This is a genomic window from Streptomyces sp. NPDC006208 (assembly GCF_040613775.1).
GTDB lineage: Bacteria > Actinomycetota > Actinomycetes > Streptomycetales > Streptomycetaceae > Streptomyces.
This window is the reverse complement of sequence record NZ_JBEXSW010000001.1, coordinates 125,281-149,887: the sequence shown is the minus strand read 5'-3', so window position 1 is coordinate 149,887 and position 24,607 is coordinate 125,281. Positions and strand designations below refer to the sequence as shown.

At 70.2% G+C, this 24,607-nt stretch carries 25 protein-coding genes; 13 read left to right on the top strand and 12 right to left on the bottom strand.

The features are described 5' to 3' along the window. Nucleotides 1–22: 22 nt before the first annotated feature. The gene (locus ABZ208_RS00735) at nucleotides 23–820 is read right to left on the bottom strand and encodes an ABC transporter permease subunit (RefSeq protein ID WP_356907397.1); all 798 of its coding nucleotides are present in this window, start codon (nucleotides 818–820) and stop codon (nucleotides 23–25) included. Beyond that, nucleotides 807–1,589, bottom strand: a complete 783-nt coding sequence (locus ABZ208_RS00730) for a 2-aminoethylphosphonate ABC transporter permease subunit (protein WP_356907506.1) — start codon at nucleotides 1,587–1,589, stop codon at nucleotides 807–809. The genes ABZ208_RS00735 and ABZ208_RS00730 overlap by 14 nt, the downstream gene beginning before the upstream one ends. Here ABZ208_RS00730 and ABZ208_RS00725 point away from each other — a divergent pair. Further along, nucleotides 1,542–1,775: a hypothetical protein gene (locus ABZ208_RS00725; RefSeq protein WP_356907509.1), complete on the top strand. Its 234-nt coding sequence runs from the start codon at nucleotides 1,542–1,544 to the stop codon at nucleotides 1,773–1,775. The two genes, ABZ208_RS00730 and ABZ208_RS00725, sit on opposite strands and share 48 nt — an antisense overlap. 142 nt (nucleotides 1,776–1,917) lie before the next feature. On the opposite strand, the gene ABZ208_RS00720 is transcribed toward ABZ208_RS00725, so the two are convergent. The 6 genes from ABZ208_RS00720 to ABZ208_RS00695 form a co-directional block, all read right to left on the bottom strand. Next, a complete protein-coding gene (locus tag ABZ208_RS00720; RefSeq protein WP_356907396.1) occupies nucleotides 1,918–2,979 on the bottom strand; it encodes an ABC transporter ATP-binding protein in 1,062 nt (353 codons plus the stop codon). Then, nucleotides 2,976–3,668: a phosphonatase-like hydrolase gene (locus ABZ208_RS00715; protein WP_356907395.1), complete on the bottom strand. Its 693-nt coding sequence runs from the start codon at nucleotides 3,666–3,668 to the stop codon at nucleotides 2,976–2,978. Before ABZ208_RS00715 ends, ABZ208_RS00720 begins: the two co-directional genes overlap by 4 nt. A gap of 5 nt (nucleotides 3,669–3,673) precedes the next feature. Continuing rightward, nucleotides 3,674–4,798: a TIGR03364 family FAD-dependent oxidoreductase gene (locus ABZ208_RS00710; protein ID WP_356907394.1), complete on the bottom strand. Its 1,125-nt coding sequence runs from the start codon at nucleotides 4,796–4,798 to the stop codon at nucleotides 3,674–3,676. A gap of 134 nt (nucleotides 4,799–4,932) precedes the next feature. After that, nucleotides 4,933–5,697 carry a GntR family transcriptional regulator gene (locus tag ABZ208_RS00705; protein ID WP_356907393.1) on the bottom strand — a complete coding sequence of 255 codons (765 nt, stop codon included), beginning with the start codon at nucleotides 5,695–5,697 and terminating at the stop codon, nucleotides 4,933–4,935. A 41-nt stretch (nucleotides 5,698–5,738) separates the two neighbouring features. Then, complete coding sequence (locus tag ABZ208_RS00700) at nucleotides 5,739–6,698, bottom strand: hypothetical protein (RefSeq protein WP_356907392.1); 960 nt, start codon at nucleotides 6,696–6,698, stop codon at nucleotides 5,739–5,741. 181 nt (nucleotides 6,699–6,879) lie between these two features. Next, the gene (locus ABZ208_RS00695; protein WP_356907505.1) at nucleotides 6,880–8,043 is read right to left on the bottom strand and encodes an ROK family transcriptional regulator; all 1,164 of its coding nucleotides are present in this window, start codon (nucleotides 8,041–8,043) and stop codon (nucleotides 6,880–6,882) included. 125 nt (nucleotides 8,044–8,168) lie between these two features. On the opposite strand from ABZ208_RS00695, the gene ABZ208_RS00690 reads away from it, so the two are divergent. Then, nucleotides 8,169–9,254, top strand: coding sequence for a Gfo/Idh/MocA family oxidoreductase (locus ABZ208_RS00690; RefSeq protein ID WP_356907391.1), 1,086 nt, complete (start codon nucleotides 8,169–8,171; stop codon nucleotides 9,252–9,254). Next, the gene (locus ABZ208_RS00685) at nucleotides 9,251–9,727 is read left to right on the top strand and encodes a heme-degrading domain-containing protein (RefSeq protein WP_356907390.1); all 477 of its coding nucleotides are present in this window, start codon (nucleotides 9,251–9,253) and stop codon (nucleotides 9,725–9,727) included. Before ABZ208_RS00690 ends, ABZ208_RS00685 begins: the two co-directional genes overlap by 4 nt. 156 nt (nucleotides 9,728–9,883) lie before the next feature. Here the strand turns inward: ABZ208_RS00685 and ABZ208_RS00680 are convergent, their stop codons facing one another. The 3 genes from ABZ208_RS00680 to ABZ208_RS00670 all read right to left on the bottom strand — a co-directional run bounded on the left by ABZ208_RS00680 (nucleotide 9,884) and on the right by ABZ208_RS00670 (nucleotide 12,030). Next, nucleotides 9,884–10,744: a fumarylacetoacetate hydrolase family protein gene (locus ABZ208_RS00680; RefSeq protein ID WP_356907389.1), complete on the bottom strand. Its 861-nt coding sequence runs from the start codon at nucleotides 10,742–10,744 to the stop codon at nucleotides 9,884–9,886. A 126-nt stretch (nucleotides 10,745–10,870) separates the two neighbouring features. Beyond that, nucleotides 10,871–11,611 carry a membrane protein insertase YidC gene (yidC, locus tag ABZ208_RS00675; protein ID WP_356907388.1) on the bottom strand — a complete coding sequence of 247 codons (741 nt, stop codon included), beginning with the start codon at nucleotides 11,609–11,611 and terminating at the stop codon, nucleotides 10,871–10,873. Nucleotides 11,612–11,703: 92 nt separating this feature from the next. After that, on the bottom strand, nucleotides 11,704–12,030 hold the full coding sequence (locus tag ABZ208_RS00670; RefSeq protein ID WP_356907387.1) for a DUF6412 domain-containing protein: 327 nt from the start codon (nucleotides 12,028–12,030) through the stop codon (nucleotides 11,704–11,706). 240 nt (nucleotides 12,031–12,270) lie between these two features. Here ABZ208_RS00670 and ABZ208_RS00665 point away from each other — a divergent pair, with 240 nt between their 5' ends. From ABZ208_RS00665 to ABZ208_RS00650, 4 genes are all read left to right on the top strand, one after another. Then, nucleotides 12,271–13,362 (top strand): substrate-binding domain-containing protein, encoded by a 1,092-nt coding sequence (locus ABZ208_RS00665; RefSeq protein WP_356907386.1) that lies wholly within the window; start codon nucleotides 12,271–12,273, stop codon nucleotides 13,360–13,362. Between the two features lie 150 nt (nucleotides 13,363–13,512). Then, nucleotides 13,513–14,181: a hypothetical protein gene (locus tag ABZ208_RS00660; RefSeq protein WP_356907385.1), complete on the top strand. Its 669-nt coding sequence runs from the start codon at nucleotides 13,513–13,515 to the stop codon at nucleotides 14,179–14,181. 132 nt (nucleotides 14,182–14,313) lie between these two features. Then, nucleotides 14,314–14,844: a SigE family RNA polymerase sigma factor gene (locus ABZ208_RS00655; protein WP_356907384.1), complete on the top strand. Its 531-nt coding sequence runs from the start codon at nucleotides 14,314–14,316 to the stop codon at nucleotides 14,842–14,844. Then, nucleotides 14,841–15,593 carry a hypothetical protein gene (locus tag ABZ208_RS00650; protein WP_356907383.1) on the top strand — a complete coding sequence of 251 codons (753 nt, stop codon included), beginning with the start codon at nucleotides 14,841–14,843 and terminating at the stop codon, nucleotides 15,591–15,593. The genes ABZ208_RS00655 and ABZ208_RS00650 overlap by 4 nt, the downstream gene beginning before the upstream one ends. Here ABZ208_RS00650 and ABZ208_RS00645 read toward each other — a convergent pair. Further along, nucleotides 15,571–16,362, bottom strand: a complete 792-nt coding sequence (locus ABZ208_RS00645) for a class E sortase (protein ID WP_356907382.1) — start codon at nucleotides 16,360–16,362, stop codon at nucleotides 15,571–15,573. The two genes, ABZ208_RS00650 and ABZ208_RS00645, sit on opposite strands and share 23 nt — an antisense overlap. A gap of 91 nt (nucleotides 16,363–16,453) precedes the next feature. Between ABZ208_RS00645 and ABZ208_RS00640 the strand changes: the two genes are divergently transcribed. The 6 genes from ABZ208_RS00640 to ABZ208_RS00615 all read left to right on the top strand — a co-directional run bounded on the left by ABZ208_RS00640 (nucleotide 16,454) and on the right by ABZ208_RS00615 (nucleotide 24,602). Further along, a complete protein-coding gene (locus ABZ208_RS00640; RefSeq protein WP_356907381.1) occupies nucleotides 16,454–17,467 on the top strand; it encodes an SEC-C domain-containing protein in 1,014 nt (337 codons plus the stop codon). 38 nt (nucleotides 17,468–17,505) lie between these two features. Further along, nucleotides 17,506–17,937 (top strand): very short patch repair endonuclease, encoded by a 432-nt coding sequence (locus ABZ208_RS00635; protein ID WP_356907380.1) that lies wholly within the window; start codon nucleotides 17,506–17,508, stop codon nucleotides 17,935–17,937. 251 nt (nucleotides 17,938–18,188) lie between these two features. After that, entirely contained in the window at nucleotides 18,189–20,744 is a 2,556-nt protein-coding gene (locus ABZ208_RS00630; RefSeq protein WP_356907379.1) for a Z1 domain-containing protein, read from the top strand. Further along, entirely contained in the window at nucleotides 20,741–21,766 is a 1,026-nt protein-coding gene (locus ABZ208_RS00625; protein WP_356907378.1) for a PD-(D/E)XK motif protein, read from the top strand. Before ABZ208_RS00630 ends, ABZ208_RS00625 begins: the two co-directional genes overlap by 4 nt. Next, nucleotides 21,763–23,709: a hypothetical protein gene (locus ABZ208_RS00620; RefSeq protein ID WP_356907377.1), complete on the top strand. Its 1,947-nt coding sequence runs from the start codon at nucleotides 21,763–21,765 to the stop codon at nucleotides 23,707–23,709. The genes ABZ208_RS00625 and ABZ208_RS00620 overlap by 4 nt, the downstream gene beginning before the upstream one ends. Beyond that, the gene (locus ABZ208_RS00615) at nucleotides 23,706–24,602 is read left to right on the top strand and encodes a hypothetical protein (RefSeq protein WP_356907376.1); all 897 of its coding nucleotides are present in this window, start codon (nucleotides 23,706–23,708) and stop codon (nucleotides 24,600–24,602) included. The genes ABZ208_RS00620 and ABZ208_RS00615 overlap by 4 nt, the downstream gene beginning before the upstream one ends. Nucleotides 24,603–24,607: the final 5 nt, after the last annotated feature.

Genomic DNA, 24,607 nt, shown 5'->3' with positions numbered 1-24,607 from the left:
ACGCGTGCTTCTCCTGACGGAACTAGCGGAACGATGCCTTGGTGCGGATACGGGAGAGGACGAGCAGGACGAGCAGCGTCGTGGCCATGAGGACCACGGCGACGGCGGAGCCGGTGAACAGGGACCCGCGGTCGGTGGCGGTGAAGACCAGCACCGGGAGCGGCATCCAGTCCGGCGGGTAGAGCATCATCGTGGCGCTCAACTCACCCATGGACAGGGCGAAGCAGAGTCCGGCGGCCGCGTTCAGGGACGGCAGCAGGAGCGGCAGCCTGACGCGCCACAGGACGTACGAGGGGCGGGCGCCGAGACTGGCCGCCGCCTGCTCGTACACCGGGTCGAGCCGGCCGATCGCGGCCGCGACCGACTGGTAGGCGAACGCGGTGACCAGCACCGTGTGCGCGAGGATCACGATCCAGCGGGTGCCGTTGAGGAGCACCGGCGGCTGCGAGAACGCGACGAGGACGGCGAGCCCGACGACGACGGAGGGGACCGCCACGGGCAGCATGAACAGCGCGTCGACCACTCTCCTGCCCCGCCTGCCCATCGCGGACGCGGCGAGCGCCGCCCAGCTGCCGAGGACGAGCGCGAGCAGACCGGCCGTGACGGCGGTGACCAGGCTGGTGGTGAGCGCCTGGAGGGACTCGCCGCGCAGCGCGGAGCCGTAGTGCTCGGCGGTCGGCCCCGAGGGGAAAGCGCCGGACCAGTTCGTCGAGAACGACGCCGCGACCACGACCAGCAGGGGGAGGGCGAAGAGCGGCAGGAAGAGTGCGAGGAAGAGCGCCCAGGCGGCCCACTTCCCGGTTCGGCTATGCACCAGCACGGCGGCTCACCATCCGGTAGAGGCTGTAGAGACCCACGGAGATCGCGATGTTGACGACGGCGACGACGCAGGCAGCCGCGTAGTCGGACTCGAGGATCGCCTTGCCGTGGACGAGCATCGGCAGGGTCGTGACGCCCTTGGCCCCGGTGAACAGGACGATGCCGAACTCGTTGAGGCACATGACGAGGACGAGGCTGCCGCCGGCGGCGAGCGCGGGCAGCGCCTCGGGCAGGATCACCTGCCGCACGATCCGGGCGGGGCGCGCACCGAGCGACGACGCCACCTCCAGCTGTGCGGTGTCCAGTTGCGAGAACGCGGCGAGCAGCGGGCGCATCACGAAGGGCGTGAAGTACGTGATCTCCGCGAGGAGGACGCCCCAGGGGGTGGTGAGGAACCGGAACGGTCCCTCGGCGGCGCCGGTCGCCCCGGTCCACAGGCCGTTGGCCATGCCGACGGTTCCGTAGACGAAGAGGAGGGCGAGCGTGATGAGGAAGGAAGGAAAGGAGAGAAAGACGTCCACGAACCGCGCGACGGCCTTGGCACCGGGAAACGGCACGAAGGCGATGACGAGGGCGAGGGCGAACCCGAGCACGAGGCACCCGGCGGTGGCGCCGAGCGCGAGCCACACGGTGGTGACGAGCGCCTCGCGGAAGGCGTCCGAGGACAGCACCTCGGCGTAGGCCCCGGGCGCGAGGCTCTCGCGCACGACGAGCGTGAGCGGATGGAGGAACACGAGCCCGAGTACGGCTACCGGCGGCAGGGCCCACAACCACCGCGGCCCGCCGCGCCGCGGCGCGGCGAACGGCTTTCCGTGGTCGCTGCCCGGTGGCTGAGGGCGGTGGTCCACGGCCCTCGCCGCACCGCCACCATCCGCAGCAACTGCCGTCAGGACGGGGCGAGGCGTTCCGCGCCGGTCGCCCGCCGACGGCTCGGCATCCGGGGCCGGCTCGCCTGAACCCCCAGCCGCAGCCGCCGACGCATCGCCCACGAGCGGACCCGCACCCTTGTCCCCACCCGCACGGGTAGTGCGGGTGGGTACCCCGGCCCGGCCGGAGGCCGTCCGCACCGGCCCGTCCGCCGCGGACGGCGGCTCCGGGCTAGTCACCGGACACCCCCGACCCCAGCAGGACCGCGTCCTCCGTCGCGAAGTGCAGCGTCACCTCGGCGCCCACCTCCGGTGGGTCCTTCAGCTCGCGCAGGTCCGCCTTCACCCGGTGGCCCGCCACATCCACGTACAACCGGTGCGTCGCGCCCCGCCACTGGATCTCCGCGAGCGTGCCGCGCAAGGCGTTCGGGCCCTCCCCGAGGCCCACCAGGTGCGGCCGCAGGCACAGCGTCGCCCCCGAGCCGGGGGCGGCCTCGCCGGTGGGCACCCGAAGTGCCGCGCCGGCGAAGGTGACCGACTCCGCGCCGACACGCACCGGCAGGAGGTTCGCGTTGCCGACGAAAGACGCCGTGAACTCCGTGCGCGGGCTGCGGTACAGCTCCTGCGGCGTACCGCAGTCCCGCAGCCGTGCCCGGTCCATGACCGCGATCCGGTCCGCCAGCGTCAGCGCCTCGACCTGGTCGTGGGTGACGTACAGAATGGAGACGTCCGGCAACTCACGGTGCAGACGCGCCAGTTCCGCGAGCATGCCGGAGCGCAGCTGCGCATCCAGCGCGGACAGCGGTTCGTCGAGCAGCAGCACCCCCGGGCGGATCGCCAGCGCCCGCGCGATGGCCACACGCTGCTGCTGGCCGCCGGACAGCTCGCGCGGATACCGCCTGGCGTACGCGGCCATCCCGGTCATCTCCAGCGCCTCGGCGACCCGGCCCGGGATCTCGCGCCGGGGAGCCTTCTGCGCCCGCAGCCCGAAGGCCACGTTGTCCTCGACCCGCATGTGCGGGAACAGCGCGTACTGCTGGACCACCATCCCGATGCCCCGCCGGTGCGGCGGCAGTTCGGTGACGTCCCGGTCGCCGATGAAGACCCGGCCGGAGACGGGACGGACAAAGCCGGCGACGGCACGCAGCGCGGTGGTCTTGCCGGAGCCGGACGGGCCGAGCAGGGCCATGACCTCGCCCTGCTCGACGGTGAGGTCGAGCGCGTCGAGGACAGTGTTCCTGCCGTACGCGACGCTGACCCGGTCGAACCGTATGCCGCCCCGGACGCCGCTCATGACTCCACCCGGTCCAGCAGCGCGGGCAGTCCGGCAACGGAGCCGAGGACATGCGTGGCGCCGTGCCGCTCCAGCTGCGCCGCGTCGTGTGCGCCGGTCAGGACGCCTGCCACGACACCGGCCCCGGCGCGGACCCCGCTGAGCATGTCGTACGAGGTGTCACCGACGACCGCGATCCGCCGGACGTCGTCCACGGCCCCGGTCCGCAGGAACGCGGCGAGGACCATGTCGGGGTACGGACGCCCCCGGCCCCCGGCGTCCGCCGGGCACAGCGTTGCCTCGGCCAGGTCGCGCCAGCCGAGCGCGCCGAGGATCGCGTCCTGGGTGACACGGGCGAAGCCGGTGGTCAGCACGACCGTCCGGCCGCGGTCCCGCAGCGCGTCGATCGCCTCGGCGGCCCCGGGGACCGGGGCGATCCGGCCGCCGTCCACGAGCTCCGCGTAGGCCTGCTCGAAGGCACGGTTGGCCTGCTGCGCGCGCTCCTCGTCGCCGAGGAGGTGGCGGAAGACGGAGATCTTGGACTCGCCCATGGTGGCGCGGACGTGATCAATCATCGTGGCGGGATCCTCTCCGAGGCGCTCCGCGGCGACGGTGAAGGCCTGTTCGACGAGGCCGCCGTCGGCGACGGTCGTTCCCGCCATGTCCAGGACGACGAGGTCGTGTCCGGTCCTGTCGTTCATGTCGTTCATGTCGTTCACCAGCCCAGTTCGTTCGCGGTCGTCTCGGCGATGGCGGGCGAGCACGTCATCCCGCGCCCGCCGGGCCCGGTCACCAGCCATACCCCGTCGCGCACCTGCTGCCGGTGCACGAGCCTCGTGGTGTCGGTGCACTGCGCGTACGCCCCGGCCCAGCGGCGGCGCACGGTCGGCAGCGGCCGGCCGAGCAGGGACTCGACGACGTGCGTGAGGTGTTCGTAGGGGTCCTCGAGGGTGTCGAAGGCGAAGGGGTGCTCGTACTCGTGCGTGTCGCCGATGGTCAGTCCGCCGTCGCGGCGCTGCACCATCAGCAGCTGCATCGCGTGCGCGGCGGCGGTCGGGGTCTGCGCCTGTCCGGCGTTCAGAGCGTCCAGGGCCCCGGAGGCGTAGGCGGGGTAGTAGCGGAAGCTGTCGGCGTCGGCGACCGAGGTGGTGAGGGTCTCCCCCAGCGGGTCGGTCTGCATCATCTGCAGGCGTACGCGGCGTACGGGGATCTCCCCGGCGAGGTCTCGGACGAGGCCGGAGAGCGCCGCGCCGGGGCACAGGATCACGGCGTCGCCGCTGTGCACATCACCGTGGTCGTCGCGTACGGCCGCCCCGTCACCGACGACCTCGCGGACCTCGCGCCCGCCGAGGTAGGTGTACCGGCCGGAGGCCAGCAGGGCCTGCTTGAGGGCGAGCTGGGCGGTACGCGGCTCGACCGCGGCGTCCCGCTCGCACCACAGGGCGGCCTGGAACGCACCGCGCAGGGCGGGGTTGACCGCGCGTGCCTCGGCCGCCGTCAGCAGCTTGTAGCCGCGTGCGGAGGCATCGGGCCGGGCCACCGCCGCCTCGGCGACGGCCAGTTCGAGGTCGCCGCGTACGGGGGTGAGCGAGCCGCAGGCGCGGAAGCCGACGTCCGGCACGCGCTCACCGATGGTCTCCCACAGCTCGCGGGCGCGCAGCGCGGCCTGAAGCTCCTGACCGTCGGCCCGGCCGCTCACCCATATCTGCCCGAAGTTGCGCAGGCTCGCGCCTCTGGCCTCGCTCTCCCGCTCGATCTGTACGACCTCGTGGCCGCGCTCCACTGCGTGCCAGGCGTGCATGGTTCCCACCACGCCGGCTCCTACGACGATGACTCTCACGACGGCAACGCTCGCGGGATCCGGTGACCCGGCCGCGGACGGTCAGCAACGGAACGGTGAACGGCCACCCAAACTTGGACCAGACCCGTTATCTCTTCGTGATGTCACAACACTCTGGTCCGGTGCCACTGGTGTCAGCCGCCGTTGCCCAGATGCGCGGTGAAGCTGAAGCGGTCACCGCGGTAGAGGGTGCGTACGCGCTCGAGCGGTACGCCGGCCGTGTCCCGGGAGGTGCGGTGGATCAGGAGCATGGGCAGCGCCGGCGGGGTGCCGATCAGCAGTGCCTCACGCGGTGTGGCGAGCACCGTCTCGATCCGCTCGTCCGCGTCACCGAAGGAGATCCCGAGCCGGTCGTGGAGATATGCGTAGAAGGACGAGTCCGGGTCGAAGTCCGTGTCCAGGCGCGGCACGCGGGCGACGGAGATGTACGTGCTCTCCAGACCGACGCGCTCGTCGTCCGCGAGCAGTACGCGCTCCATGTGCCAGACGGGCTCGCCGCGCCCTGCCCCGATCTCGGCGGCGAGCGCGTCGGAGCAGGGGAAGCGGTCGAGCGAGACCAGGTTACGGCCCGGCATGCGGCCCTGGCGCCGCACACCCTCGGTGTAGCTGGCGAGCGACAGCGGCTGCTCCAGCTTGGGGCCGGCGACGACGGTCCCGCGGCCCTGGCGGCGCAGCCGCCCCTCCAGCAGGAGTTCGCGCAGAGCCTGGCGCACGGTCTCGCGCGAGACCTCGTAGCGGACGGCGAGGTCCCGCTCGGTGGGCAGCAGTCCGCCTTCGCCCAGTTCCTCTATGAGGCCGGAGATACGGGCCTTGACGGCGTAGTACTTGGGGATGCGTCCGTGCTCGGGGATGCCGGAGCGGACGGGGGCGCCGGGCGCCTGGTCGTTCGGGTAGTCCACCGGCCAGATGCTCGCAGATCCACATGAACGTTCGGCGACGGTCAGCGTCTGCGTGACCCGAGACGCCGCCGCACGAGGAGCAACAGGACGCCGGCCGCGGACAGGACGACCGCACCCAAGGCGGCGGCGATCACGACCCGGGGACGCGACCCGGTGGTGGCGAGCTCATCCGTGAGGGCGACGGGCGGGGCGGTGGCCGTCGCCGAGCCGGTGTCCGACGGCGAGCGGGTGGCCGTCGGCGAGTCGCTGGGGGCCGGGGTGCGCCGGTCCGCCTCGACGACCTCGAAGCGGTAGTCGCCGGACTCACCGACCCAGTCGCCGTCGGCCCCCTGCCGCTGCACGACCGCGGCGTTCACGGTCACCGCGTTCGGCGGGGTGCCGGCGGCGAGGGCGAGGCGCACCTTGACGGTGACGGTCCTTTCCGCAGGGACGACGAAGCCGGGGAAGCCGTCGTCGAAGGCCCCCACGAGCTCGTCCTGAGTGGTCTGTTCCAGCACGACCTGACGCCAGCGGGCCTCGGACTCGTCGTAGAACTCCATGGCGACCCGGTCCGCGGTCAGTCCGGGGCCGCCGGTGAGGATGATCACCGGGTGGATGTGATGGCACATCTCCCGGGTGGTGTTGCGCAGATCGACCGACCAGGTCCGCGGACCCGCACCGGGCTGCTGGGTCCCCGGTCCGCCGTGGATGCGGGTGGCGATGGGAAACAGGGGGTCGGACGCCTTGCCGCAGACGGGCTGCTGGTCGGCGAACCGGTCCGCGGACCGCGCCGCGCCCGCCTCCGCGACGGGCACATCGGCCTGCCCTCCGGGCCGGTCAGCGCGCGGTGCCCGCTCGCCCGGTGCCGGGGCGCCGGGCGCAGCCTCGGGCCGCGCTGCTCCGACCGACGCGCGCGCTGCGGCAACCGACGAACGCGCCGCCGCGGCCGACGAACCGGTCAACGCCACCGGCACGATCGTGGCCGCGGCGACCGAGAGGGCGAGGGCGTTGCGCTTACGCATGAGAGGCCTTTGCTGCTCGCGGACCGCCGGGGGATCACCCGGCCATGGCCGAAGACCCTGCCCCCATCAAAGCCGTCGGGCCGTGGCCGGGGCGCTCCCGTAGGGCCGAACAGCCGCAACACTCCCCACCTGTCGGCGTATTTTCACTCGATCGTGATTGGCCGGGAACCGGGGCTCGGCCTCAGCCGTGGTGGGACGCGTACGCCACCTCGGCACGTCCGAACACCGGCGCGAGCACCAGCTGCGCGGCGCCCTCCGCGACCCGGTGGGCACCGCCGCCCGCGGGCGCGACCCGGACCCGGGTACGCGAGACGAGTACGGCCCGCACTCCCCGTACGAACTCCGCCTCGGCCATGGCGATCACCCGCCCGCCGAGCAGCACCCGGTCGATGTCGAGAAGTTCGACGAGGTTCCCGACACCGATCCCGAGCACCCGCGCGGCCTCGGAGAGGTCGCCCCGGGCGACGGCGGCCAGACACAGCGCTTCGAGACACCCCCGTTTGCCGCAGTCGCACGGAGGTCCGTCGAGCTGGATGACCTGGTGCCCGAACTCCCCGGCCCCCGTCCGTGCTCCCCGGTACAGCGCCCCCTCGAGCACGAGCCCCGCCCCTATCCCGGTGCCGAGGTGCAGATACGCGAAGGATTCGCCCGCCCCGCGCAGGGCGAGCCCGAGGGCGGCGGCGTTGGTGTCCTTGTCGAGCACGACCGGGAGCCCGAGCCGGCGTGCCAGCTCGTCCCGCAGCCGGTAGCCGTCCCACTCGGGGTATCCGGTGACACGGTGCGGCACTCCGGCGAAGTGATCGAGCGGACCGGGCATGGCCACCCCGACGCCGAGCACCCGTGCCCCGGTCCCCTCCCCCTCGCTCTTCTCGCTCGTGGGCGCGCCGTCGATGTCATCGGCCCTGTCGGTGAGGGAGTCGTCCAGCAGGGACTGCACCTCCTCCGTCACCCGCGCGGTCACTGCGTCGGGGCCCGCGCCGAGGTCCAGGGAGACCACGCGGGTGGCGACGCGCGTGCCGGCCAGATCCAGCAGGACCGAGGTCAGTTCGTCGCGGTCCAGCTGCACCCCCACCGCGTATGCCGCCGACGGAACCAGGCGCAGCACGGTGCGGGGCTTGCCGCCGGTCGAGGCCAGCCGGCCGGCCTCCGTGAGCAGTTCGTCGTCCCGCAGCCGGGCCGTGATCTTGCTGACTGCCTGAGGGGTCAGGCCCGTACGGTCGGCGAGCTCGAGCCGGCTGATGCCGTCCGTCCCCGCGCTGCGCAGGAGATCGAGCACGAGCGCCGCGTTGTGGTTGCGCAGCAGCGGCAGATTGACGCCGAGGCCTCCGCCGCCGCCCACGGACATGGCCGCTCCCGCACCGGCGTCCTCACCCGGTGTGCTGATCGCTCTGGCCCGGTTCACCCTCATCCTCACGTTCCCATTGTGCGCCCCGCTTGCAGTTTGGCAACAGCGTTGCTTAAGTGGAGGACATGACTGGTACGGCCTCCCCTCTCCGCGTCGCGCTCGTCGGCTACGGCCTCGCGGGCTCCGTCTTCCACGCCCCGCTGATCGCCTCCACCGACGGCCTCGTCCTCGACACGATCGTCACATCGAACCCGGAGCGGCAGGAGCAGGCGCGCGCCGAGTACCCCGGCGTACGCTTCGCCGCCGCGCCGGACGAGTTGTGGGACCGGGCGGACGAGCTCGACCTGATCGTGATCGCCTCGCCGAACAAGACCCACGTCCCGATCGCCACCGCCGCCCTGCAGGCCGGGCTCGCGGTCGTCGTGGACAAGCCGCTCGCCGGCACCGCCGCCGAGGCGCATGAGCTCGCCGACCTCGCAGAGGAGCGCGGGCTGCTGCTCTCCGTCTTCCAGAACCGCCGCTGGGACAACGACTTCCTGACCCTGCGGCAGCTGATCGCGAACGGCGAGCTCGGCGACGTGCAGCGCTTCGAGTCCCGTTTCGAGCGGTGGCGTCCGGAGCTCAAGGGCGGCTGGCGCGAGTCCGGCGACCCCGAGGAGATCGGCGGCCTGCTGTTCGACCTGGGCAGCCATGTCGTCGATCAGGCCCTGACGCTGTTCGGTCCCGCGGTGCGTGTGTACGCAGAGGCCGATGTGCGCCGCCCGGGCGCCCAGACCGACGACGACACCTTCATCGCCGTGACCCACGCGAGCGGCGTCCGTTCACATCTGTACGTCAGCGCCATCACCGCCCAGCTCGGCCCGCGCTTCCGGGTGCTCGGCTCACGCGCCGGATATGTGAAGTACGGCCTGGACCCGCAGGAGACGGACCTGCGCACCGGCAGGCGCCCCGTCCCGGGCGAGGCCTGGGGCGTCGAGCCCGAGCCGATGTGGGGCCGCATCGGGGCGGGCGAGTCCCCGCTGACCGGTGGAGGCGTCCCGGTCGAAACCCTGCCGGGCGACTACCCTGCCTACTACGCGGCGATCGCCGCTGCCCTGCGCGAGAAGAGCGCCCCGCCGGTCACCGCCCGTGAAGCGGCCGCCGCGCTGGAGGTCCTGGAGGCCGCGGGTCTCTCCGCCCGCGCGGGCGTCACCGTGGAGATCCCCTCATGAGCAACACGGCCAAGCCCCATCTGTCCGTCGACGAGATCATCGCCCAGGAGACCCGGCTGACCCTGCGCCGGTTCACGCACGAGGACGCATGGAAGCTGGGCAGCCTGCTGGTCGAGATGGCGCACCTGCGCGAGGCGCCGGTCGCGATCGACATCCGGCGCAACGGGCAGCAGCTGTTCCATGCCGCGCTGGCCGGCTCCAGCGCGGACAACGACGCCTGGATCGACCGCAAGCGCCGGGTCGTCGAGCGGTACGGCGAGAGCTCGTACCTGGTCGGCGCGCGGCACCGGGCCAAGGACACGTCGTTCGAGGATTCGTCGCGTCTCGACCCGGACCGGTACGCGGCCCACGGCGGCTCGTTCCCGATCAGGGTCGAGGGTGCGGGAGTCATCGGCTCGGTCACGGTCTCGGGCCTGCCGCAGGCCGAGGACCACGCGATGGTGGTCGAGGCGCTGGAGCGCTTCACCACGTAGCTGGAGCGCTTCACCACGTAGTTCGTGCGACCACGCAGTGCGTGCGGTGCCGGGTCCGTGCGGCACTGGTCCGTCCGGCGCCGGGTCCGTGCGGTACAGCGGCGAGAGATGCCCGCCGTACCGCACGCCCCCCGGTCCCTCCCCGTGCGCGGGTCGTCAGGCGTCCTCGAGTTCCTGGCGCTGCCGCCCGAGGCCCTCGACCTCCAGCTCCACCACATCACCGGCCCGCAAGTAGGGCTTCGGCTCCGGCTGCCCGAGCGCCACGCCCGCCGGGGTGCCGGTGTTGATGACGTCCCCCGGGTACAGGGTCATGAACCGGCTGACGTACCGGACGACTTCGGCCACCGGGAAGATCTGGTCGGCTGTGGTGCCGTGCTGCTTGAGCTCTCCGTTGACCCACAGTTTCAGCGACAGGGCCTGCGGATCCTGAACCTCGTCGGCGGTCACGAGCCACGGCCCGAGCGGGTTGAACGTCTCGCAGTTCTTGCCCTTGTCCCAGGTGCCGCCGCGCTCGATCTGGAACTCGCGCTCCGACACGTCGTGCGCGACCGCGTAGCCGGCGACGTACGCCATCGGGTCCTCGTCGTCGCCGATGTAGCGCGCCGTGCGTCCGACGACCACCGCGAGCTCGACCTCCCAGTCGGTCTTGCGGCTGCCGCGCGGCACGAGGACGGTGTCGTACGGCCCGACGACCGTGTCCGCCGCCTTGAAGAAGACGACGGGCTCGGCCGGGGTCGCGGCGCCGGTCTCGGTGGCGTGGTCGTGGTAGTTCAGCCCGATGCAGACGACCTTGCCGACCCGGGCGAGCGGTGGCCCGATCCGCAGCCCGGCCGCGTCCAGTACGGGCAGCTCCCCCGCGCCGGCCGCCGCCCTGATCCGGTCCAGCGCCGCGGCGTCGGCGAGCAGCGGCCCGTCGACGTCGGCGACCAGGCCGGACAGGTCGCGCAGGGTGGTCCCGTCCGGGTCGAGCAGCGCGGGGCGCTCGGCGCCCGCCGTACCGACACGCAGCAGCTTCATGGTCCATCTCCCCTGATCGAGTGCGAACCCGGGCGACGGGTAGCGGCCGCCGCCCGAGTTCTGAGGATTGGCTGATCCTCCAAGAGACCTGACCACCCCGCAAGACCTTGTTCACAACCTGGACCTTTACGCGGCAGTAGCCTGCGTTCCGGCCGTCGGCATGTCCCGGTACAGGAACGCCCGCTCGACCGCGCTCCAGGCGGTGCTGGTGACGACGTAGAGCGCGGCCGCCAACGGCACGACGGCCACGGTGATGAGCGTGGCGAACGACAGCAGGGGCATGATCTTCACGATCGCCCCCGTGCCGGGCAGCTCCTCCTGGCCGGTGGCCATGGGCGCCGCGATCTGCCCCTTGGTGAGCCGGTAGTTGAACGTGGCCACGGCGGCGACGATCAAGAAGAGGGCGACATAGACGAGGCCTGCCCCGCCGAACACCCCTCCGTGCGCGAGGGCGTCGGCCCAGCGGTCGCCGAGGGGCGCGTCGAACAGGGTGTGGGCGAGCAGCGCGTTCGGCTCGTCACCGATCCGCCCGCTGGAGAACAGGTGGTACATGAGGAGGAACGCGGGCGCCTGGAGCAGGCTGGGCAGACAGCCGGCGAGCGGGGAGACCTTCTCCTTCGTGTGCAGTTCGTGCATCGCCTTCCGCAACCGCTCCGGATTCCTGGCGTGCTTCTTGCGCAGCTCGGCCATCTGCGGCGCGAGGCGGACACGGGCCTTCTGGCCGCGGGCGGCGGCCCGGGACAGGGGGTGGACGGCGAGCCGTACGAGTGCGGTGAACAGGACGATCGCGGCGGCGGCGGCCGAGGCGTGGAACAGCGGCTGGAGCAGATCGGCGAGCTGCTCGACCAGGCTGGCGAATACGGACATGGGTGGGTGGAGCCCTTCGGGTCTCGTCGTGCCGGGGATGCGGGCATGGCGGCGTGACGACCCATGGGGACTGCGTGCGGTGCCCGCTTCCCTCAGGGGGCCGTCAGGACGGAACGGCCCGGGGCCCGGGGCCGCGTACGGCCACGCGCGTCGGGATCGCGCTGGGGCAGGAACGCGGTGCGCCGTCGGCGATCGCGCAGCGCGGTGCGGATGCGTGTGCGCGGCACGACGGGCGCGCACCGGGCGCTGACGACGGCACAGGCGACGATCGCGGAGGCGACGGCAGCGGTGGCGGTGGCCGTGGCGGCCAGCGCGGCGACGGCGGACATGCCTCCGCCGTCGATGACGAAGAGCCCGGTGAGAAGCAGGACGAGCAGCCCTGTGGAACGCAGCAGTGGCCGGACCCGCTCTCCGCTCATACCGCCGCCCTCCTCCGGTGCGCTCGACGCTTCTGCCCTTACCGACGACCACAGGCGACGGACAGTTCCCGACGGGTACGAGTGCTTCCGCCGCGCCGCGTCAACACCACGGTGTTAACGAACCGCCACCGCTGCTATCACAATTGTGTTCATCTCTTGACGCTTTTGTGTGCACGCGGTTGGCTTCAGCCTCCTAGGCCGCAGATGATGCGGCCTGTCAGGGAGGGTTGATTTTCACTGATGAACGCACATCTGCGTCGCGCTGCCGGTGCCGCCGCCACCGTCGCGATGGCTGTATCGCTCACCGCATGCGGTGAGACCGACGACTCGGGCATGCGGATGATGCGCGACGATATCGTTGTCGGACTCCTCCTCCCCGACGATGTGGCTGCCCGCTACGAGAAGTTCGACAAGCCGGTCATCGAGGAGCGGGTCGCACGGCTGACGAACAGCAAGGGCACCGTCCTCTACGCCAACGCCAGGCAGAAGGCCGATGTCCAGGCGCAGCAGGTCGAGAGCATGATCGACAAGAAGGTCGACGTGCTGATCGTGGACGCCGTGGACTCCAAGGCGATCGCCGGCGCCGTCAAGAAGGCGAAGGACGCCAACATCCCCGTCGTCGCCTTCGACCGCCTCGCCGAGGGTCCGATCGACGCCTACACCTCCTTCGACAACGAGCAGGTCGGTCACGTCCAGGGCAAGGCCCTGCTCAAGGCCCTGGGCGACAAGGCCAAGAACGGCCAGATCGTGATGATGAACGGCGCGGTCACCGACCCGAACGCCGCGATGTTCAAGAAGGGCGCGCACGCCGAGCTCGACGGCAAGGTGGAGATCGGCGCGGAGTTCGACACCAAGGACTGGAAGCCGGAGAACGCCGACGCCAACATGCGGACCGCGATCCTGTCCCTCGGCCAGAACATCGCCGGCGTCTACTCCGCCAACGACGGCATGGCGGGCGGCATCATCACCGCCCTGAAGGCCGCCGGCTACACCGACCTCCCGCCCGTCACCGGCCAGGACGCCGAGCTCTCCGCCGTGCAGCGCATCGTCGCCGGTGAGCAGCACATGACCATCTACAAGCCGTACGGGTACGAGGCCGCCGCCGCGGCCGAGATGGCCATCCTGCTCGCCAGGGACATGTCCCTCGACCTCGCGGCCCACACCGACGTCGACAGCCCGACCCAGAAGGCCATCCCTTCCGTGCTGGTCCCGGTCATCGCGCTGACCAAGGACAACATCAAGGACACCGTCATCAAGGACGGCGTCTACACCGCTCAGGAGATCTGCACCCCTGAGTACAAGGCCGCCTGCGACGAGCTCGACCTGCGCTGACGCCGCCGCGAGAACTTCCCGTCCTCGTAGGGAAGTTCTCGGAAGAAATCTTGCGAACATGTCATCCGGCCGCGGTGCGGGCGGAGTTGTCAGGAGTGGAGAGGCGCACTCCTCCATGTCCACTCCCGTTCGCAAGGAGATGTTTCGTCCATGACGAGGATGAAGAAGTACGTGGCAGCAGCCGCGGTCGTTGCCGCTGCGCTGGCAGGGGCGCCGACCCTCGCGCATGCGGTCGGATCCGGGTCCGGCCCCGCGACCACTTCCCCGTCCGGGTCCGGACCGGCTGCCGGGAAGGCAGCGGCGCCTGCCGCTGCGGCACCGGCATCCGCCGCTGCGCGTCCAGCACCCGCCGCCCAGGCGTCCCGCCCGTCATCGGGGGTACGGGTGGTCACGCCCGGGCAGCGGGTGCAGGCAGCACCCGGCGTCGAGCTGTGGCTGACCGAGGAGGGCAAGCACTGGTCCGTCCCGGGCGACCCCGACCAGTTCCGCAGCGTCGTCGACGGCAACCTCGACATGAGCACCCCGGGCGTCAGCCTGCAGGGGGAGCCGGTGGACGGCCCTCGCGGGCCCTTCTACTTCCTGTCCGGGGTCTTCTACGGCTCGCGTGACGCGGCTCGCGTCGACGTCCGTACGTCCAAGGGGAGATTCACCGCCGAGATGGTGACGCTGCCCGGCCGCCCCGGCTGGGGCGCCTGGTACACGACCGGCCCGCTCCCCGACGCATCCGAGGGGGGTCTGCCGGGCAGGGACGACTTCCTGCGCAGCGTCACCCTGTACGACCGCGCGGGCAAGCAGCTCGCGCAGCTGGACCTCCGCTAGGCCGTGTCGGGGACCCGCGCCGGCGGGTCCCCCGTGCGCCCCTCACCCGGCCCGCTCCCGCCTGTTCCGCCCTGTACCGCTCCGTTCCGCTCCGTTCCCCCTGTGCCTATGCCGAAGGAATCGCCAGCTGTGATGCAGGAGAGCCAAGGCGAATTCGACAGGTTCGCCGAGTTCGCCGCCGTGGCCTGGCCTCGTCTGGTGCGCACCGCGACGTTACTCACCGGCGACTTCCACGAGGCCGAGGATCTCGTGCAGACGACCCTCGCCAAGGTGTACTCCCACTTCCGCCGCATACCGCGCGACGAGATCGACAAGTACGTACGCCGGGCCCTGGTCAACAACAACATCAGCCGCGTCCGCAAGAAACGCGTGGTGCATCTGCTGATGCCGTTCCTCCCCGAGGCGGCCCACCGTCCCGCCGGCGGCCACGCGGAGACCGTCGAGCACCGCGCGGCGGTGCTCCAGTCGCTGTCGTCGCTGCCCGCCCGCCAGCGCACCGTCGTGGTGCTGCGCTACTGGGAGGACATGAGCGAGCAGGACATCGCCGCGGTCCTGAACTGCTCGGTGGGCACGGTCAAGACCCACGCCCGGCGTGCCCTGCAGGCACTTCGTACCCATCCTCTGTTCGCCGAGGAAACGTCCCCTTCGGGAGCACACCGATGACATCCCGTTCCGACACGGAGCGCCTGCGTGAGGTGTTCGCCGACACGGCCCGTGACATCACGCCGTCACCGGTCCCCCTGGCCTCGATCGCCCGGACGGCCCGTACCCGGCGGCGCCGCCGTGCCGCGGCGACGGCGGTCGGCGCCGCCGCGCTGCTCGTCCCCCTCACCGCCACCGCCGTCCACCTGACGACCGCGTCCGACCGCGTGGCCGTGCCGCCCGCCGCCATCGTCACGCCCAGCCCGACCGCCGCGCCCCCGTCGACACCCCCACCACCGGTCGCCTCCCCGCTGCACGTGGTGAAGCCGGGGCAGCGGGTGCGCCCCGCGCCGGGCACCGAACTGTGGCTGACCGAGGAGGGCAAGCACTGGTCCGTCCCGGGCGACCCCGACCAGTTCCGCAGCGTCACCGACGGCAACCTCGACATGAGCGTCCCCGGCGTCAGCGCCCAGATCGAGTCCACGGACGGGCGCTTCTTCATGTCGGGTGTCTACTACGGTTCCCGCGACGCGGCCCGCGTCGAGATCGTCACCGCCGCCGGCCCCGTCACGGCGACGCTGGTCACGCTGACGGACCGCCCCGGCTGGGGCGCCTGGTACGCCACGGCGGAGTCGGTACCGGAGAACGGCGAGGACTTCGTCCGCAGCGTCACGCTGTACGACAGCGCGGGCAAGCCGCTCTCCGAGCTGCCCATGAGCGGGGGCGGCGGAGCGCCGGACGGAGCGGCTATCGGGGGCGCATCGAGGTGAGCTTGCCCCAGACCACGAGCCGGTAGGCAGAGCTGTACTCGGGCGTGCACGTGGTCAGGGTCAGGTAGTAGCCGCGCTCGCCGTACCCGGCGGAGGGATTCACCAGGCTGCGCGGGACCGGCGCGATCACCCCGGTGTCGCGAGGTGTCGTCCGTGGCAGTTGCCTGTCCACCGCGTACACGAACACCCCCTGGCGGGTCTCGACCTCGATCCGGTCGCCGGTGCGCAGCCGGTTGATGTACCGGAAGGGCTCCCCGTGCGTGTTGCGATGCCCGGCGAGGGCGAAGTTCCCGGCCTCGCCGGGCTGCGCGGTCTGCGGATAGTGCCCGACGTACCCCTTGTCGAGGACGCCTCGCTTGGCGATGCCCTGCGCGACGGGCGCGGTGACGCCGAGCCGCGGGATGCGCAGGACGGCGTAGGCCTGATCCCAGCGGGGCGGGCGGGCCGGGTGCGTCGCCCGCGGCGTCTCCGCGCCCGCTCGGTCCTCCTCATCTCCGCCTCCGCCACCACCTTGGCTTTCCACGGGCGTGGGCTGCTCCTCTGCCCTCTCCCGCCCCTCGTGCTCCTCCCCCCACTCCCGCTCCAGTGCCTGGACCTTGCGCTCGGCCCCTTCCCTGGCCTGACGGTTGGTCCACCACAGCTGGTGGACGACGAGAAGGAGGACGACGACGCCGAGGGTGACGGCGACCTCGGCGGCGGCCCACAGCCCCCGGGCGACGGCCGCCCGCCGTCGCCGCCCCTGCACCACAACTCGTATCGGCTCCCGCACGGGCGCAGAGTAGGGGCAGCTCCGTCAACTCACCAGCGCTCAGCGAGACTCGGCATCCCTGGCCGCCCCGTACAGCAGTACGGTGTGCAGCATGCGCCCCGACATGCCTGCTGACCACATCGCCGAAGCCGAGCGCCTGCTGCGTACGGCCACGCAGTACCCCGAGGACGACGAGCCCCTGCTGCTCCAGGCCGCGGCCCACCTCGAGCTGTCCGGCGACCGCGAACGCGCCTCCACCCTCTACGACCGCCTGCTGGCGTCCGATCCCGAGCACCCCGCTCTGATCAAGGCGTTCCAGGCGGCGAACCTGTGGGAGTACGGCCACGAGGCGGAGGCCCGCGCCCTGATCACCGGCATCCGCGCATCGGCCCCGGCCGAAGCGGCCCCGTGGGAGGTCATCGCGGAGACCCTCGAGGCCCACGACGAGCTCGAAGCGTCCCACGAGTGCTTCACGACGGGCCTGACCCTGCTGCTCCCCGAGGCCGACGACGAGATCCCGTACGCCACCCAGCCGCTGCTCACGGGCCGCCACCGCGTCCGCCGACTGCTGGCCCTCCCCCACGACGAGTGGGACACCCTGGCCGACGAGGTCCACACCGGCCACACCCCGGACGTCACGCTGGACGAACTCCACGACCCCAAGCGCCTGTGGGCACTGGGCTCGGACAACCCGGCCGAACTCCAGGCGGAGATCACCCGCCTCCGCTCGGAACTGGGCTCCTACCGCTCGGCCCTGTCCCGCCCCTTCCCGGTGGCGGTACTCCACTGGCCGGAGGCGGAACTCGATGAGCTGGTCGAGGCCTACCCCGAGCTGGAGTCGGAGTACCCGACCCACAACGCTCACCTCACGGACCTCGAGGCCTCACTGCGCGACCTGGCGGCGACGGGCACGGGCAACCTGGGCATCGTGACGGGCACGATCCCGTCCTACGAGGCCTTCGCGGCCTCGGAACAGTCCTCCCCGTCGAACGCGGACCTGCTCCCCCAGTACGCCACCACCCTGGCGGCCCGCGGCCGCGCGGTGGTGTGGCCCCCGGCGAAGGGGGCGCCGTGCTGGTGCGGGTCGGGCAGCGCGTACCGGGACTGCCACGGGGGTGAGCTCTAACGACCTCGCCGTGCAGGCGCATGGTGGAGACTGGTCCCATGGGCCCCACTGCATCGTCCCCTGCCGTCGCCGCGCGCATGAGTCGCCAGGTGTCGCGTGACACAGCGCAGGAGTTGGCCGTTCGTCGATTGCTGCACAGCTCCGGCCTGCGCTATCGGCTGCACGTGGCCGTCCCGGGGATGCCGCGTCGGAGCATGGACCTCGCGTTCCGCAAGCTGCGGATCGCGGTGTTCCTCGACGGCTGCTTCTGGCACGGCTGCCCGGACCATGCGACGAGTCCGCGGGCAAATGCCGAGTGGTGGCGCTCGAAGCTCGACCGGAACATGGCACGTGATCGTGAGACGACCGAGCACCTGCTCTCCGAGGACTGGACGGTTCTGAGGTTCTGGGAGCACGAGCCAGCGGAAGTCGTCGCGAGCCGGATCTCTGCCGCTGTGGCGTCCAAACGGCGGTCGCCCGCCGGATCCTGACCGGAATGGATCGCTCCGCCTGGTCCTGCCCTGAACCGCGCACGCGGTTCCCGGATCCCAGGCCGCACTACCTGATCGCGGCCTCGATATCGCGTAATGCCACGTTCAACCAATAGTGTGTGGATGTTGTGTGGGAGGGGCAAGCCGGATCGTGCCTCGGGGTACCTGTGCTGCCACGGAGTCGTCCGCGCAGGTGGGGCCCTGCGGCCCGGTCGGCTTCAGCGGGCGAGAGTGGGGGACGGTCGACTCCGATGAGCGACGAATTCGACGGTATGTACGACACGTTCAAGGCGCTCTTGGACGCATTTCCACCATCGGAGGCAGTCAAGCGGCTGGAGCAGTTCGGCATCAGTCCGGACATCGTCCAGCAGATCCGTGAGCGGCACGAGCAGCAGACCATTCGCATCAAGGAGCTCGAGGAACCGCACGCGGTGGTTCTGGGCAACCGCGACACCTGGTACACGGGGCCGCAGGCCAAGGACAAGTGCTGGCCGGCAATCGTGGATCTGCTTCACAAGGACGGCTGGCCCCAGGAACCCGCCATCAGGGCTCTCGACGATTCCTCCACCCGCGTCGTCTCGCTGCTCAACCATCCGAAGGAGAAGGCGTTCTCCACCCGGGGCCTTGTAGTCGGCTACGTGCAGTCCGGCAAGACGACCAACTTCACCTCAGTCATGGCCAAGGCAGCCGACCGCGGCTACAAGCTGTTCATTGTCCTCGCCGGGATCCACAACGGCCTCCGGCGCCAGACCCAGGCCCGGCTGGTGCAGCAGCTCGTGGAGCCGAATCCCTCGATGTGGTCCCAGCTGACCGGACTCGACAAGGACTTCACACCGCAGGAGAACCCCGCCTCCTACTTCGGGAAAAGTAACAAAACGCGCGTGGTGTGCGTGGTGAAGAAGAATGCCACGGTACTGCGCAAGCTCGCCCGATGGCTCGAGAAGGCGTCCGACTATCTGGAGGACTGCCCCGCGCTGATCATCGACGACGAAGCCGACCAGGCCACCGTGGCTACGAAATCGATCAATCCGCTGATCCTGGACATTATGGGCTCCCTGCCGAGGTGCGCCTACGTCGGTTACACGGCTTCGCCGTTCGCGAACCTGCTGATCGACCCGAGTGCCAAGGACCTGTATCCCGAGGACTTCGTCGTCAACCTGCCGAAACCTGAAGGGCACTTCGGCACCGAGGTCCTCTTCGGGCGCTACGCGCTTGACGGTGAGGACCCGGAGCAGGTTGACGACGGTTACGACATGATCCGGTCGGTCCCCGAGGACGACGTGCCGTGCGTGCGCCCCGGGACGAGGGCCGACATCGAGGGCTTCGAGCCTGTCATCACCGACACCCTTCGTAGAGCCGTCGAGTACTTCTGGCTGGTCACGGCCGCACGGCGGGTGCGTGGTACCGGCACCCGGCACAGCACGATGCTGATCCACACCAGCGTCAACACCGCTGTGCACAACAGCTTCAAAAGGCCGCTGGAGCATCTGCGTGAGCAGTCCGCGCGGTCCTTGGCAGACGCCGGCTTCCTCTCCAGGCTGCGTGACCTGTGGGAGCAGGAGACCGACCGCGTTCCGGCCGCGGACTTCGCTGAGGCGAACGTGCCGTTCGAGCAGTTGGTGCCCGAGCTTCCGGCAGTCCTCAGCAGTTGTCGCGTCATCATGGACAACTCGAGCAGCGAGAACCGCCTCGACTACGAGAACGGTCAGGTCGTGGCGATCGCCGTGGGCGGCAATACCCTCTCGCGAGGACTGACGCTCGAAGGACTTTCGGTCAGCTATTTCGTCCGCGCTGTCTCGGCATACGACACGCTGTTGCAGATGGGACGTTGGTTCGGCTTCCGGAACGGCTACGCCGACCTGCCCCGGATCTGGATGACGGACGAGCTGGCCGAGTGGTTCCGGCACTTGGCCACAGTCGAGACCGAGATGCGCCGCGACATCGACATCTACATGACCGAGGACGAGACCCCCCTCACCTTCGCTGTACGCCTGCGCACACATCCTGCCCTGCGTGTGACTGCGGCTGCCAAGATGCGCAATGCTGTTACGGCGGCCTCGTCGTACGGCGGCAAGCGGATCCAGACGCACTACTTCCACACCAACGCCGAATGGCTGCGCGGGAACATCGAAGCGGCACGCGACCTGGTCGCTGCCTCGCTCACGAACGCAGTGAGGATCGAGGAACGCGCCGCAGAAGGCCGGTACGTCTTCCGCGACGTGCCGCACAACGTCGTGACCGACTTCCTGTCGACCTACCGGTTCCACGAGAAGTCCCCGGAGAACGACGCGGACCTGATCATCGATTACATCCGGAAACGAGTCGCCACAGCCGGCTCGTTGGGTCGATGGAACGTCGCAATCGTCGGCAATCTCAGGGGAGAGAACAGCTTCTCCTTTGCTCCGGGTGTGACCGTCGGACGCAACGTCCGTGCCCGCCTTGCCGTCACCAACCCCGACCCGGACTTCGCCGACATCAAGACGCTGATGAGCCGTCGCGACGCCGCGGTGGACCTGGACGGGGACACGGCGAAGCTGACGGAAAAGGGCATACAGGACATGCGTCGCGCAAAACTCCCGGACACCGGTCTGCTGGTCCTGTACCCGATCGACAAGATGTCCGAGCCGAGCCCGTCGAAGAAGCTGCGTGCGCCGCTGAACGCCGAGGAGCACGTGATCGGTGTCGGTCTGGTCTTCCCCGAGCCGTGGGACGGGGACAGCGAGGTAGAGAAGTACATATCCGCGGACCTGTCCAAAGTATGGATCGAGGAGGAGGACTACAGCCTCCTCGACAGCGAGGACGCATGAACGGCGACGCGCTCCGCAGGCTCGTCGAGGAGCGCTGGGCCGTGCTCGATGCCGAGCGGACCACAGGTGAACGCCACCTGAGAGTCTCCCAACTGCCTGTCGTCGCCGAGCACGGCCCGCTGGCGGTGGCCGTCGACCACGACGGGCATCGTCATGTCCTGGTGCCGATATACGCGCACCGCAAGATCCGTCCCGGCCTCGACGGTCCGGTGTTGCGGTTGCGCAAGCGGGCGCTTGAGGACGAGGAGACCTACCAGACATACGCCGATCTCGCCTGCCTGCGCGACGACCTCAGCGATCTGTTCACGGAACTGTGCGTGGACGTTCTGGGCGCGGCCGAAACGCTGCCCGAGAACCCGGTCAAGGCGCTCTACCGGGTTCTCGACCGCTGGAAGGCCCTCTTCCGAACGCAGGGAGCACCGCTGGGGCCCGAGCAGCTCGCCGGGCTGTTCGGCGAGCTGACGGTGCTCAATCGGCTTCTCGAGAAGGACCCCAGTGCACATCGGCTCTGGCGCGGCCCCGACGGACACCGCCACGACTTCTCAGCCGGTACCACCGCCGTCGAGGTCAAATCGAGCACCGCCGGCGAGGGCCGGAGGCCGCGGATCCACGGGCTGGACCAACTCGAAGCGCCGGAGGGCGGGACGCTCTGCCTGGCCTGGTTCCGTCTGCAGAGCACCACCGTGAACGGTTCTGGAGTCGCGTTCGTGGAGCTGGTCGCACAGGCACTGCGGTTGTGTGATGACGAGGGTGGGCTCCTCGAACTGCTCGCAGGTGCCGGATACTGCGCGTCCGACGCCGACCGGTACCACGATGTGCGCTTCGTGATCAGCGAAGAGAGATGGTACCAAGTCGGCCCCGATTTCCCGGGCTTGACCGGCCAGGCACTCGTCGCGGCAGGCGTGCCGGTTTCGGTACTGGATGTCGAGTACACCATCGATCTGTCCGGTGAGATCCCCGCCCCTCTGATGCCTGGCCAGGTGTCCCAAATGATTGACGGCTTGATCCAGGAGTCCGCGTGACGGAGCCCCGCTGGTTCTCCCAGCCCTATCCGCCGGAAGGCGCGAGCGCCGCCGAAGGCATCCGTAATCAGCTCGGGCGCCCGGAGCTCGACCTGCTCACCATCCTGGTGCGCGAGTCCGCCCAGAACAGCTGGGATGCACGTCTCAGGACACCCGCTCCGGTCGACTATCGCATCGACATGTGGACGGTCGGCCCGGCGCACACCGGCGTGTGGCGCGAGCTTTTGCTCAACGGCGCACCCGCGGTTACCGAGAAGTTCCCCCTGCGCGAGACGCTCAAGCGCGGTCCGGCCAGGGTTCTCGCTGTCTCCGACCGCGGCACCCGAGGACTCGGAGGACCAACTCGCGCCGACCAGGCTGTAGGCGCCGACCGCGACTTCGTCTCCTTCATCCGCAACATAGGCGAGCCGCGCGACACCGCGCTGGGCGGCGGAACCTATGGCTTCGGCAAGGGCATCTTCTACTTGCTGTCCAAGTCGGGAACTGTCCTCGTACACTCCCGCTGCCGCACCGCGCAGGGAGGCCACGAAACCAGGCTCATCGGCTGCACGCTCTGGAAGAGCTACGTGGCAACCGAGGCCGAAGGGGACCGCCGGTACACCGGTCGACACTGGTGGGGCGATGTGTCGGGGGACGTCATCGAACCGCTGGTCGGCACGGAGGCGGAGGCCACGGCTCAGCGTCTGGGCCTCAGACCCTTCGGACCCGAGGAGACCGGGACGACCATCGTCGTCATCGATCCGAACCTGGACGAGCTCGAACCTGCTGCGGCGGCCGATTACCTGGCCGACACCATCGCCTGGCACCTCTGGCCCAAGATGATCTCTACGGGCGGCAAGTCTCCCGCCATGCGCTTCACCGTCACCAGCGACGGCATCGAACACCCCGTTCCGGATCCACGAGAGACCCGTCCGCTCAACATGTTCGTCGCCGCCTACGAGACGATGACCGGCTCGGCCGGCAGCGATCTGGAATGCATGAAACCCAAGCGGCATCTCGGGCGCCTCGGACTGGTGAAGCGGATCATGCCGCCCCTGGAGCCGACCCGCGCCTCCCGCATGCTGGACATCGAGGACCTCGTCCATCACGTGTGTCTGATGCGACCCGCCGAACTCGTCGTCACCTACCGTCCGGGACCCAAGCCTCCGAGTGCGAACCAGGGTTACGCGGGTGTCTTCCGGGCCGATGAGGCCATGGACGAGATCTACGCGAAGGCTGAACCGCCCACGCACGACGCCTGGAACCCACAGTCCTTGGAGAGGCCCGAGAGCACTTTCGTGCAGACGACGTTCCGGCGCATCAGCGGGGCTTTGGACGGAATGCTCTCCCTTGGCGGGATCGCGCGCCCCGGGGCCAGCAATGTCGCGCTGGGCGCAGCCAGTTCGCTGTTCTCCGGGTTGGTGGGCGGAGCCTGGGGGATCGGCGGAGCCACTGCCTACTCCAAGCCCGGCAGCACTGCCACCCGTGCCTCGAAGAAGGAGAACGAGGAAAAGAGCCTGCGCCATCCGACCTCGGTGCGTCCCGTTCCGAAGGGTGCCTATTCCGGTACGGAACAACCCGCCGCCGACTGGACAGCCGGCCCCGGCGGAACCGACACGGCGCGCCGTCGTCCGCGCGTGCAGTACGTCGGCGAGCCGTACTACGACGATCGCGGCGACGATTCGGTACTTGTCCAGGAGTTCCGGCTGCCCGTGGCGGGTCCGCAGCGGATCCGGATCGACCTGGCCGTCACTCTCCCCGGCACCGGAGGGAGGGAGACGGATCCCCCCATCGGGGCGAGCATGCCTGTGCTCATTGCCTGGGAAGACGGCGACGGTCTCCAACACGCCCCAGAAGCATGCGTGGTCGAGGGCGGCGAGTCCGTCTGGCGGGCTCTGGTGCGTCCGGCCCCGGACACCATGACGGAGATCGGCATCAAGGTCGAGGCGGTGAAGGGCTCGTGACTCGGCGCGTTCTTCCCTATCGAATTCCGTCCGAAGGTGTCGTCACCGCCGAAGGGTGGTTGCTGGTGACCGAGGATGGCGAGGTCGCCATGCCCGAGGCGCTGCCGGACTGGGACTACCAAATGAACCTGCATTTCCGCAGGACCGTCCGTGTCGACCTCGATCGTGCGCGATCGCAGTCTGGCCTTCCGGCCGACGCAGCGCTTGCACTCGCTGTGGTGTGGACGGCCACCGGGTCCAACCTCGGCGGACCGGCGGAACACGCGCGCTTGACGGCGAGCGGCATGATCACGGCGGAGTTCGATGTCCACCTCCGCGCTGCCGATCTGGGTGGCCTGCTCCTGCTCGACACAGCACTCGTCCTGGCCGAGCGCCGGACCGATGCCCGCCCCTCCTCGCCCCGCCGGGCCGGCTCCGTGCTGTGGAGCGATCGAGAGTCGCTTCGCCTCCAGGGCGACGCGCCGCAGTTCCCGATGGCAGTGATTGACTTCGCCCGGACATCCTTCCCCAATGACGCAGCCTGGCACCTACAGATCAGCGGTGGCCTTGAGAGCGCAACCATGGGATCCCTGCTCCTGCTCGTGAACGAACGGAACACGGTCACCGCCGCAGCATTCGAGAACGCGGGCAAGCCACGCCCGATCGATCGGATCGTGCTCTCTGCGGTGTATGCGGACGCCGCTCGAATCATGATCGAGCACGCACTCGGCAACGACGACTTCGCCGAGGACGGCGACTTCCCGGACGGCTCACTGGGTGCCACTCTGCTCAGTCTGTTCGACCAGCTCTTCCCGGGGCAGCCGGTCACCGACATCCGCCTACGACAACGACTGTCTCCCGCCTTGTTCGCCTCGGATCTGCAGGCGGCGGTCAAGATCTTCGAGGTGCCGTGATGAGC